Origin of the sequence: Streptomyces apricus (assembly GCF_008369065.1) — a bacterium.
Classification (GTDB): domain Bacteria; phylum Actinomycetota; class Actinomycetes; order Streptomycetales; family Streptomycetaceae; genus Streptomyces; species Streptomyces apricus.
This window is the reverse complement of the sequence record NZ_VDFC01000040.1, coordinates 252,586-263,986: the sequence shown is the minus strand read 5'-3', so window position 1 is coordinate 263,986 and position 11,401 is coordinate 252,586. Positions and strand designations below refer to the sequence as shown.

Below are 11,401 nucleotides of genomic sequence, written 5' to 3'. Positions count from 1 at the left end.
CCCCCGCCGACCGCGCGCCCGCGGCGGCCCCCCGCGGTGGGGCCGACCCGGTCAAGGCCCTGATGCACCGCCACCGGGAGCTGTGCGAACGCGCGGTGGACCCCCTGGAGATCGCCGCGGGTCTGGAGGCGCACGGCGTGACCGACCGGACCGCCACGCACTTCCGGCACCGGGACGTCTTCTCGCTCGCCGAGGAGATGTACGCGCGCGTGCCCCGCGCCGGTGACACGGCCGCGCCGGCCGGAACGTCCGACGTCCCCCGGGCCCGCGCCGACTGGGCCCTCCTCGCACTGCTGCCCGGCACCCTCTGCGCGGCGGCCGTGGCCGGCCTGCGGTACACCGAGGGCCGGCCGCGGCTCGCGGTGACCGTCGCGGGCGTCCTCGCCGTGGCCCTCGCCCTGCGCGCGGCCCTCGGCCGCGGCCCCCTGCGCGCCGCCCCGGCCTGGTCCCCGGCCCCCTCCACCCGCGCGTGGAGCTGCCTGCTCCTCGCCTACGCCCTCCTCGGCGACGGCATGCTCACCACGGGCCTGGCGGGCGGCCCCGACGGACCGCCCACCGGCGGCTCCGACAGCCCCTGGCCGATCGCCCTCGCGTCCGTCCTCGCCCTCAGCGCGGCCTGCGCCCCCGCGGCCTGGTGCGCACACCTCTTCGCCGTACGCGCCCGGCGCCGACTCGCCGCCAGCCGCGCCCTGGAGGACTTCGCCGCCTCCGTACGGCCCCTGCTCCTGGGCGTGTTCGCGCTGTTCCTCTGCGCCCTCGGCGGCCTGCTAGCCCTGAGCGGCGCCGTACTGGACGAGCCCGCCGCCTACGCCGGAGCCGGCGCCCTCGGCGCGCTCCTCCTGCTCGCCCGGCTCCTCACCGTGCACGGCTTCACCCACGCCCCCGCCGTCGTCCTCGCGCTCGCCGGCGTGGGCGAGACGGTGGCCCTGCTGAGCGTCTTCGCGGGCCGGCTGCCCGGCTGCGAGGCACTGGCCGTGCCCGTCCGGACCGTGGCCGACGCCTGGGGAGCGGGCGCGGTCCCGGCCCTCGTGTGCGGAGCCGCGGCACTCGTCCTGCTGCTCCACGTGAGCAGGACCCTGACCCGGGCCTCGGCCCACGCGGTGCGCGGCGACACGCCGTGAACCGCCACCGACCCTCGGCCTCCCCGCCGAGCGCACCCCTTCCCGCGGGGCCGACACCGCGGGCCTCCCGAACGCCCCACGGCAACACCTCGAAGGAGAACACCAGATGATCACCCTCCGCATCGGAGAGTCCGCCCCGGGAGCCGCCCGATGAGGGTGCTGCTGATCGGAGCCAACGGATACCTCGGCCGGTTCGTCGCCGACCGACTCCTCGCCGACCCCGCCGTGCAGCTCACCGCACTCGGCCGGGGCGACGACGCGGACGTGCGCTTCGACCTCGCGAGCGGCAGCCCGGGAGCGCTCACCCGCTTCCTGGACGCGGTGCACCCCGGGGTCGTCGTCAACTGCGCGGGCGCCACCCGCGGCGGCGCCCGCGAGCTCACCCGGCACAACACCGTCGCCGTCGCCACCGTCTGCGAGGCCCTGCGCCGCAGCGGCTGCGGCGCGCGCCTCGTGCAGATCGGCTGCGGCGCGGAGTACGGTCCCAGCCAGCCCGGGTCCTCCACGGCCGAGGACGCCGTGCCCCGCCCCGGCGGCCCCTACGGCGTCAGCAAGCTCGCCGCCACCGAACTGGTCCTCGGATCCGGCCTGGACGCCGTCGTCCTGCGGGTCTTCTCGCCCTGCGGACCCGGCACCCCGGCGGGCTCGCCCCTCGGACGCCTCGCCGAGGCGATGCGCCGCGCCATGCAGTCCGGCGACGGCGAACTCAAACTCACCGGCCTCGGCGTCCAGCGCGACTTCATCGACGTGCGCGACGTCGCCCGTGCCGTCCACGCCGCCTCCCTCTCCGCCGCGCAGGGCGTCATCAACATCGGATCCGGTCGCGCGGTGCGCCTGCGCGACGCCGCCTCCGTCCTGGCGCGGGTCGCCGGATACGCCGGCGCCCTCCACGAACTGGACGGACCCCCCGGCCCCGTCAGGCAGTCCATCGGCCACCCCCGTTCCGAAACAGAGCACACGGCCCCGGCCGCGTACCCCTATCCGGACGGCTGCGGCAGCTGGCAGCAGGCCGACGTGCGCACCGCACGCGACCGGCTCGGCTGGCGGCCCCGGATCAACCTTGAGGAATCCCTCGCCGACATCTGGATGGAGGCCGCATGTCGTATCTGACCCGTACCGCGACCGGCGCCGCCGGCACGGACCTGCGGATCGGCTTCGGTGTCCCCGGCTATGCGCATCCCCTGGTCGCCCCGGCCGAATGGGGTGCGCTCACCCGCCGCGGAACCCCCCTGCACTGGGTCGTCCTGAACGTCGCCGGCGGTCCCGGCGACCGTCCCGACCCGCACTGCCTGGAAGCCGCCGGACGCCTGCGCAACGCGGGCACCCGCGTCCTCGGGTACCTGGATGTGACGTACGGCGCACGCCCGTCCGGTGAACTCCTCTCCGACGCCCGCCGTTACCTCGACTGGTACCGGGTCGACGGCTTCCTCCTGGACCGCTGTCCCACGGAGCGGACGGCCCTCCCGGAGGTCCGGCGCACGATCTCCACCCTGCGCGGAATCCTCGGCGGCGGCCACGTCGTCCTCGGCCACGGCACCCATCCGTATCCCGGCTACGCCGAGACGGCCGACCAGTTGGTGACCTTCTCCGGCCCCTGGAGCGACTACCGCTGGTCGCAGGTGGCGGAGTGGACCGCGGAGTACCCGCCCGAGCGCTTCTGCCACTTCGTGCACGGCATGCCGAGGGGCCACCTCGACGAGGCGCTGCGCATCGCGCGCTGGCAGGGAGCCTCGACGATCTACTTCACCGACCGCACGGATCGCGGGGGCACGGCCGACCCCTGGGAGAGCCTGCCCGGCTACTGGGACGAGATCGTCTCGCGTATCGGAACGGGTGTCTCGGAATGAAGATGGGCGTGGCAGTGTTACGGGAAGAACAACCGTAGTGATCGACCGACCAACGGAGTCCCCGTGTCGCTGCCACCCCTGGTCGAGCCAGCTGCTGAGCTCACCGTAGACGAGGTCCGCAGGTACTCCCGCCACCTGATCATCCCCGACGTGGGCATGGACGGGCAGAAGCGGCTGAAGAACGCCAAGGTGCTCTGTGTCGGCGCCGGCGGCCTGGGCTCGCCGGCGCTGATGTACCTGGCCGCCGCGGGCGTGGGCACGCTCGGCATCGTGGAGTTCGACGAGGTCGACGAGTCCAACCTGCAGCGCCAGATCATCCACAGCCAGGCGGACATCGGCCGTTCCAAGGCCGAGTCGGCCCGCGACAGCGTGCTCGGCATCAACCCCTATGTGAACGTGGTCCTTCACGAGGAGCGGCTCGAAGCCGAGAACGTGATGGACATCTTCAGCCAGTACGACCTGATCGTCGACGGCACGGACAACTTCGCGACCCGCTACCTGGTCAACGACGCGTGCGTGCTGCTGAACAAGCCGTACGTCTGGGGTTCGATCTACCGCTTCGACGGCCAGGCCTCCGTCTTCTGGTCCGAGCACGGCCCCTGCTACCGCTGCCTGTACCCGGAGCCCCCGCCCCCCGGCATGGTCCCCTCCTGCGCCGAGGGCGGCGTGCTGGGCGTGCTGTGCGCGTCCATCGGCTCCATCCAGGTCAACGAGGCCATCAAGCTCCTCGCGGGCATCGGCGAGCCGCTCGTCGGCCGCCTGATGATCTACGACGCCCTGGAGATGCAGTACCGCCAGGTCAAGGTCCGCAAGGACCCGGACTGCGCGGTCTGCGGCGAGAACCCCACCGTCACCGAGCTCATCGACTACGAGGCCTTCTGCGGCGTCGTGTCCGAGGAGGCCCAGGAGGCGGCCGCCGGCTCGACGATCACTCCCAAGCAGCTCAAGGAGTGGATCGACGACGGCGAGAACATCGAGATCATCGACGTCCGCGAGATCAACGAGTACGAGATCGTCTCGATCCCCGGCGCGAAGCTGATCCCGAAGAACGAGTTCCTCATGGGCACCGCCCTGGAGACCCTCCCGCAGGACAAGAAGATCGTCCTGCACTGCAAGACGGGTGTCCGCAGCGCGGAGGTCCTGGCGGTCCTTAAGTCTGCCGGGTTCTCCGACGCCGTGCACGTGGGCGGCGGCGTGATCGGCTGGGTCAACCAGATCGAGCCGCAGAAGCCGGTCTACTAGACGCAGATCCCCGGGGAAGGGGCTCGGCACCGCGTGTGCCGGGCCCCTTTCCGCGCGGTCCGCCCGAACGACCGCAGCCGCTGCCGGGGTCGGGGTCGTTACGAGCAGACCTTGCCGTCCTTCGGGACCGACCCCTCCAGCAGGTAGTCGTCCACCGTGCCGTCGACGCAGTCGCTCCCGCTGCCGTACGCCCCGTGCCCCTCGCCCTTCCAGGTGAGCTGCACACCGACGCCCTTGCCCAGCTCGTCCGCCATCTTGCGCGCACCCTCGTACGGCGTCGCCGGGTCGCCGGTGTTGCCTACCACCAGGACGGGCTCCGCGCCCGGCGCGCTCACCTCCGGCGTCTCGTACTGCCCGGCCACCGGCCAGTCGTGGCACCAGCCGGCCGTGTCCCAGCCCATCGAGTCGCCGAACACGGGGGAGATCTTCCGGAACCGGGCCAGCCGCTCCTTCGCCTCCTCGGCCGTCGGCCGCTCCTTGTCGTCCAAGCACGATATGACCCGTTGCGAATGCGTGGTCGTGCCGTAACGGCCGGAGGCGTCACGGTCGTTGTAGCCGTCCGCCTGCGCGAGCAGTTCCGTGCCGTCGCCCTCCTCGGCCGCTTCGAGGGCGCTGGTGAGGGCGGGCCACGACGCCTTGCTGTAGAGGGGGTAGATGACGCCGGTGAGGGCCAGCTGCTGGGTGAGCTCACGGCCGCCGGAGGCCGGCAGCGGTTTCGAGTCGATCCGCTCCAGCAGCGCCGCGATCTCCCGCGATCCCTTCTTGGGGTCCCGCCCGGTCGACTTGAGGTAGTCCTCCAGGGCGCGCTGGAAGCCCCTGGCCTGGTTCTCCGCGTGGCCGACCGTGCCGGCGCTCGGGTCGACGACCGCGTCCAGGACCAGCCGGCCCACTTTCCCGGGGAACAAGTGCGCGTACACGCCGCCCAGTTCGGTGCCGTACGAGATGCCGAAGTAGTGCATCCTGTCGTCACCGAGGACATGGCGCATCAGGTCCATGTCCCGGGCGGTGTCGGTCGTCGAGACGTGTCCCAGGAGCTTGCCCGCCGACTTCTCGCACCCCTTGCCGAAGTCCGCGGCGTCCTCGAAGTACGCGGCCTCCTCGGCCGCCGTGTCCGGTGTGGTGTCGACCGACTCGGCCGCCTGGATCTCCTTGTCGCTGCGACAGCGCACGCCCTCGCTGGCGGCGACGCCGCGCGGGTCCCAGCTGACCAGGTCGTACCGCTCGTGGAGCTTCGCGAACGTCGGTCCGAAGGGCGGCAGGTAGTCGACGCCCGAGCCGCCGGGACCGCCGAAGTTGAAGAGCAGGGAGCCGATGCGGTCCTTCGACGATCCGCTCGACTCGCTGCGGATCATGGCGAGCCCCATGGTCTCGCCCGCCGGTTTCGACCAGTCCAGCGGCACCTTGAGCGTCGCGCACCGCCACTCCTCGCCCGGTGCGGGACCGGTCGCGGTGGCCTTGCAGCCGTTCCAGTCGAGCTTCTGCGAGGTGAGTGAGGAGGGCAGCCCCGGCACCGTGCCGGAGGAGGACGCCGCGGCCGGCGGCCTGCCACCCGCGTCGTTCTTGCCGTCCCCGCCGTCGTCCGTGGACGAGCCGCTGCAGCCGGCCACCAGCAGGGCGGCGGCGGTCAGTGCCGTCCACCGTGCGATACGCGCCATGAGCCTACCCCCTCGCGATGTCCTCCGCCGGATGTCGCGGATGACAGTCAGGCCATACTAGGCAGATCTCTGCGAACGCCGCGGAGCCCTGTGGATAACCGTCTGACCTGCGATTTCGCGGATCACGTTCGGTGATCCGAGGCGCGCGGCCCGACAACTCCACGGCCCGGCAACTTCACGGGCCGGCAACTCCACGGCCCGGCAACTTCACGGGTCGGCCCGGATGTCACGAGCAGACCTTGCCGCCCGGCGGGACCCTGCCGTCCAGCAGATAGCCGTTCACCGCGTCCCGCACACATGCGTTCCCGCTGTCGTACGCGCCGTGCCCCTGCCCCTTGTACGTCAGCTCGACCCCGACCCCCTCGCCCAGCGCGTCCACCATCTTCCGGGCCCCCTCGTAAGGGGTGGCCGGATCACCGGTGTTGCCGACCACGAGGATCGGCGCCGCGCCGGGTGCGCTCACGTCGGGGTGGTCGGCGGCGCCCGCCACGGGCCAGTCGGTGCAGCCGACCATGCCCCAGGCCAGGTAGTCGCCGAAGACGGGCGAGGCCCTGCGGAACTCCGGGAGCTTCGCGCGCACGTCGTCGGCGGTGGGGCGCGCCTTGTCGTCCGCGCAGTTGACGGAGACGTTGGCGGCGCTGATGTTGCTGTACTCGCCGTTCTGGTCGCGTCCGTTCATCGAGTCGGCCAGCAGCATCAGGACCTTGCCGTCGCCCTCGTACGCCTGCTGGAGCCCTTCGGTGAGGTACTCCCAGAAGTCCTTCGAGTACAGGGCCTGCGCGATGCCGCTGGTGGCGGCGGTCTGGGTGAGCTCGCGGGGGAAGACCCCCGGGAGCGGCTCGCGGTCCAGGTCCTTGAGCAACTCGGCGATCCGGTCCTTCACGTCCTGCGCGCTGTCGCCGAGCGGGCACTCGTCCGGCTTCGAGGCGCAGTCCTCGGCGAAGTTGTCGAGCGCGAGCTGGAAGCCCCTGGCCTGTCCGAGGGACCCCTGCACGGAGTCCTGGGTCGGGTCCACGACCGCGTCGAACACGGCCCGCCCCACCTTGCCGGGGAAGAGGTGGGCGTACACGCCGCCCAGTTCCGTGCCGTACGAGATGCCGAAGTAGTGCAGTTCGTCGTCGCCCAGGACCTGGCGCATCAGCTCCATGTCGCGTGCCGCGTCGGTGGTGCGGACGTGCGGCAGGATCTTCCCGGAGTTCTTCTCGCAGGCCTCGTTGAACTTCTTCACGCTGTTCAGGAGGGTCCGCTGCTCCGCCGCGTCGTCCGGCGTGGCGTCCTGCTGGAAGTACGCGTCGAGCTGTTCGTCGTCCTCGCACTCCACCGGGGCGCTGCGGCCGACGCCGCGCGGGTCGAAGCTGACCAGGTCGTAGCGGGTGCGCAGTTGCTCGTAGTCCTCGCCGAACGCGGGGAGCGTGGTCACACCCGAGCCGCCCGGGCCGCCGAAGTTGAAGAGCAGCGAGCCGATGCGCCGGTCCTGGGCGCCGCTCGCCTTCGCGCGGATCAGCGCGAGGTCGATGGTGTCCCCCTCGGGCTCGTCCCAGTCGAGGGGCGCCTTCATGGTCGCGCACTTCCAGGTGCCGCCGTCCGGCAGCGGCGACGGGGCGTCACCGCCGCCCTCGGCGTCGGACGGCTCCGGGCAGTCCTTCCAGCTGAGCTCCTGCGCCGTCAGGTCCTCGTTCCGGTCCTCGGAGTCACCGTCGCCGCCGCAGCCGGCGAGGACCGCCAGCAGTACGAGGACGGTCGCGGTCAGGGCGGCGGCGCGCGGCGGGGGAGGATTCGGCATGCCTCCATCCTGAGGGCGCCCGGGACGGGCCGCTCGGGGCGCGGGCCGTGCGGGTGAGGACGCGCGACGCAGGATCCGGCAGGCCGGACGGGGGAGGCGGGACCCCGTCCCTACAGTGCGCCCTTGCGTGTCAGGTGGTTGAAGAACAGCCATCCCGGCAGCACGGGCAGCCACAGGGTGAGGAGCCGGTACAGGAGCACGGCGGGCGCCGCCACCTCCTTGGGGAGCCCGACCGCGATCAGACCGACCGTCAGGGTGGCCTCGACCGCGCCGACACCGCCCGGAGTGGGGGCCGCGGAGCCGAGCGCGTTCCCGGCGAGGAAGACGACGGCCACGCTGGCGATGCTGATCGCGGGCATGTCCTCGCTGCCGAAGGCCCGGATCGACGCGTCCAGGCACATCACGAAGCAGGCCGTCAGCAGCAGCATGCCGCCGATACCGGTGATCAGCTTCTGCGGCCGCTGGAGGACGTCCAGCATGCGCGGGACGACACCCGCGAAGAGCGACCGCACGCGCGTGGCGACGAATTTCCGCAGGAACGGTACCGACGTCACCACGAGGACGAGGACCGCGACGGTGAGCAGGCCCGCGATGACCGTCCGGGACGGCGACAAGGAGGGCGTCTTCTCGGTACCGGTCAGGTACCCGAACGACAGCAGCATCAGGATGTGGCAGCCGAGCCCGAACAGCTGCGACGCGCCGACACTGGCCACCGCGAGCCCCGGCCGTACCCCGGCGCGCTGCAGGAACCGGGTGTTGAGGGCGACACCGCCCACCGCCGCGGGCGCCACGATCTTCACGAACGAGCCGGCGACCTGCGCCGCCACGGCCCGCAGGAACGGCACCCGCTCGGGCACGAAGCCCAGCAGGCTCATGGCCGCCGCGAAGTAGCTCAGCATCGAGAAGAGCGCGGCGGCCGCGACCCAGCCCCACTCGGCCTCGTCGAAGAGCGTGCCGAACTCGATGTGCGTGAGCTGCGACAACAGGAAGTACGCGCCGAACGCGCCGGCGATGAAACTGATCAGCGTGCGCGGCCGGATGCGCTCCAGCCGGGCCGGCTCGACCGGTGCCTGCGGTCTGATCAGCAGCACCTGGTGGCGGATCTGGGTGAGCAGGTCCTCCTCGCGGGCCTCCTCCAGCGCCTCGTCGATGGCCCGCTTCTCGGCCCGCTGTTCGGCGCGCACGGATTTCTTGTCGGGCTTCTCAAGGACCGGCCGGGTCTCCTCGGGGGTGTTCTCGTGCTCCTCGGCGCGGGCCAGCCTGGTCTGCCGGGAGGCCTCCAGGACGGCCTCGCGCTCACGCTCCGCACGTTCCCGGGCCAGCTTCCGCAGCGTCGCGCGGTGGGAGCGCGTGAGCGCGATCGGCTGCAGCATGGGCAGACAGTCGGCGACCGCGTCCGGACCGAGCACGCCGACGGCGGAGGCCACCGCGCGCTCCGCGCCGACCCGCAGGCCGAGCGTGGTCACCAACTGCGCGACGTCCATGCGCAGCATCAGCTCACCGGCCGCGATCTCGCCGTTGCGCAGGTCCGTGAGGATCACCGTGCCGGAACGATCCACCAGGATGGCGTCACCGGCCAGTCTGCGGTGCGCGATGCGCCGCGACTGCAGCGCCTGCACCTGGTGCCAGGTCTCGCGCAGCAGGTCGTCGGTGATCTCCTCGTCGGCCAGCGAGTCCAGCGTGCGCCCGCCGGTGTGCTCGTAGACCAGCATCACCGCGTCCGGGCCGAGTTCGGAGGTCGCGATCAGCTTCGGCGCGTTGGCCCCGGCCGCGATGGCCGCGTACGCGAGGAGGGCCTCCTGCTCCAGGGCCTGGCGCAGCGACTGCAGGCTGCGGCGCGTGGTGATGCCGCGCAGCGTCATACGGCGCCACACGCGGTAGAAGAAGCCCTGTGCCTGCTGTTCGCGGTCCACCACCGTGACGTCCAGCGGTGGGCCGTCCTGGAGCGTGACGAAGTACCGGCGGCCGCGGTCGCCGTCCGGGGCCTCCGGCGCCTCGTCCCGCGCCGCGCTCACCGGATGGAAACCGACGTGCCGCAGACCCGCCATCAGGGTCCGTCCGGTGGGCCGGACGTTCGGCGAGCCGACCGCGTACAGCGTCCCGTACGCCACGCTCCAGCCGATCAGCACCGTCAGGACGATCGAGAAGGGGGTCGTGTAGCCGGTGACCAGCATGGAGAAGGCGTCGAGCATCAGCACGACCCACAGGACCGCACGCCAGCGCGGCCGCCGCGACATGCCGACGGCCGTCATGTAGGCGATGACCGGCGCGAGGTAGCCGTGCACCGGGTCGGTCAGGGCGTGGATGTCGCCGGGCGAGGGCTGGGTGAGCGCCTTCTGGATCGAGTCGGGGGCGGCCCTGGCCACCCACAGGTCGGTGGCGAGCGTCACTCCGTGGGCGAGGACCGCGGCCAGTACGCCGTCGGCGATCCGCAGCCCGTCCCGTTTGATCAGGCGTTCGATGGCGAAGGCGACCGGCACCAGGAGGATCGCGATGCTCGACGCGAGCCCGGCGATCTTGATCAGCAGATCGGGCGCCTCGTCGGTGCCCTTGTTGATGTCCTGCGCCAGCCCGGAGGTCGTGCCGTGCGCGAACGCGGCGATCGCCAGCAGTACGGCGATCGCGAGGACGCCCACCAGGAGGCGCATCAGGTCGGAGGGGCGGTGCACGCGCGCGGGGAGCAGCGGTTCGTCGCCCTCGACCGCCTCGACCTGGGCGTCGCCGGTGGCGCCGACGTCCTGTGCCGGTCCGCTCTCCTCGCGCATGTCCTTCTTCCGGGACGTGTCCGCCTGTCGGGACGTGTCCGAACCAGTGGACATCACGGACGCTCCGGATGTCTCGGACTTCTCGGACGCGCCGGACGTCCCGGACGGCTCCGTGGGACCGTAGTCCGGGCCGTCGTCGGCTTCCGGACGCGACGAGACCTCAGAGGTGCCCTCCGCGTCCTCGGGGTGCACACCCTGCTGTCTCATCTTCTCTTCTTGGTCTCGTATCACCGGTAACCGCCCGCACGATGGTGGCATGCCCCGCAGACACACAGGGGCATCAGGGTGCAATGCGGGGGCGCACAGTCTGCCCGAAGCGTTGTTCGAGGGCGAGCAGCACACACGGTCGCCGCCCCGTCACGTTGTCCGAGGAGTGGGGCAGGATGGGACGGATGAGTGAGCAGAGTCCCCCGGCGGACGCCCCGCCGGAGTACGCGGAGCGGGTCCTCGACGTCGCCGAGCGGATACCGCCCGGGCGTGTCATGACGTACGGGGACGTCGCGGAGTGGCTGGAGGAGGGCGGCCCCCGCCAGGTCGGCCGGGTGATGGCCCTCTATGGGAGACCCATTCCCTGGTGGCGGGTCGTCCGCGCGGACGGCGTGCTGCTGCCCGGCCACGAGCTGGAGGCGCTGGCGCGCTACCGGAGCGAGGGCACGCCCCTCAAGGAGGCGAGCAGGGCCGCCGAGGGCCATCTCCCGCGCATCGACATGAGACGGGCCCGGTGGGACGGCGGCGATCACGCGGAGGGTCACACCTGACAGCTTCCGGCACGAGGCCGGCAGAAAGGGGACAGATGGCCCGTACGGGTGAATGCGGGCACGCCCGCGCGATGCCGTACGTTCGTGGTGCGAGAGGCACGGGTGCCGGGAGGGAACACGAGGAAGCGCCGCTTCCACAGCACCCACCGGCGTAGCGTCGACGGCGCGCGTCCCGTTCATCCCGCCACCACCGTCCGCCCCGGAGCGTCCGCGCACCCGTGGCCCGAGCC

General features: G+C 72.1%; 8 protein-coding genes. 5 read left to right on the top strand and 3 right to left on the bottom strand.

All coding sequences use genetic code 11. The annotated features are described in order from the left end of the window. From FGF04_RS14125 to moeZ, 4 genes are all read left to right on the top strand, one after another. A partial coding sequence (locus tag FGF04_RS14125) for a hypothetical protein (protein ID WP_235882328.1) occupies window positions 1-1,121 on the top strand: 1,121 nt, incomplete at its 5' end. A gap of 150 nt (window positions 1,122-1,271) precedes the next feature. Continuing rightward, on the top strand, window positions 1,272-2,231 hold the full coding sequence (locus tag FGF04_RS14120; RefSeq protein ID WP_149511649.1) for an NAD-dependent epimerase/dehydratase family protein: 960 nt from the start codon (window positions 1,272-1,274) through the stop codon (window positions 2,229-2,231). Continuing rightward, window positions 2,219-2,968 carry a spherulation-specific family 4 protein gene (locus FGF04_RS14115; RefSeq protein ID WP_149511648.1) on the top strand — a complete coding sequence of 250 codons (750 nt, stop codon included), beginning with the start codon at window positions 2,219-2,221 and terminating at the stop codon, window positions 2,966-2,968. The genes FGF04_RS14120 and FGF04_RS14115 overlap by 13 nt, the downstream gene beginning before the upstream one ends. A gap of 63 nt (window positions 2,969-3,031) precedes the next feature. Continuing rightward, window positions 3,032-4,210: an adenylyltransferase/sulfurtransferase MoeZ gene (gene moeZ, locus FGF04_RS14110; protein ID WP_149511647.1), complete on the top strand. Its 1,179-nt coding sequence runs from the start codon at window positions 3,032-3,034 to the stop codon at window positions 4,208-4,210. 98 nt (window positions 4,211-4,308) lie between these two features. Here the strand turns inward: moeZ and FGF04_RS14105 are convergent, their stop codons facing one another. The 3 genes from FGF04_RS14105 to FGF04_RS14095 all read right to left on the bottom strand — a co-directional run bounded on the left by FGF04_RS14105 (window position 4,309) and on the right by FGF04_RS14095 (window position 10,620). Then, a complete protein-coding gene (locus FGF04_RS14105; RefSeq protein ID WP_149511646.1) occupies window positions 4,309-5,865 on the bottom strand; it encodes an alpha/beta hydrolase in 1,557 nt (518 codons plus the stop codon). A 226-nt stretch (window positions 5,866-6,091) separates the two neighbouring features. Next, complete coding sequence (locus FGF04_RS14100) at window positions 6,092-7,648, bottom strand: alpha/beta hydrolase (protein ID WP_149511645.1); 1,557 nt, start codon at window positions 7,646-7,648, stop codon at window positions 6,092-6,094. Window positions 7,649-7,758: 110 nt separating this feature from the next. Continuing rightward, a complete protein-coding gene (locus FGF04_RS14095; RefSeq protein WP_149511644.1) occupies window positions 7,759-10,620 on the bottom strand; it encodes a lysylphosphatidylglycerol synthase transmembrane domain-containing protein in 2,862 nt (953 codons plus the stop codon). A gap of 185 nt (window positions 10,621-10,805) precedes the next feature. Between FGF04_RS14095 and FGF04_RS14090 the strand changes: the two genes are divergently transcribed. After that, complete coding sequence (locus FGF04_RS14090) at window positions 10,806-11,171, top strand: MGMT family protein (protein WP_149511643.1); 366 nt, start codon at window positions 10,806-10,808, stop codon at window positions 11,169-11,171. Window positions 11,172-11,401: the final 230 nt, after the last annotated feature.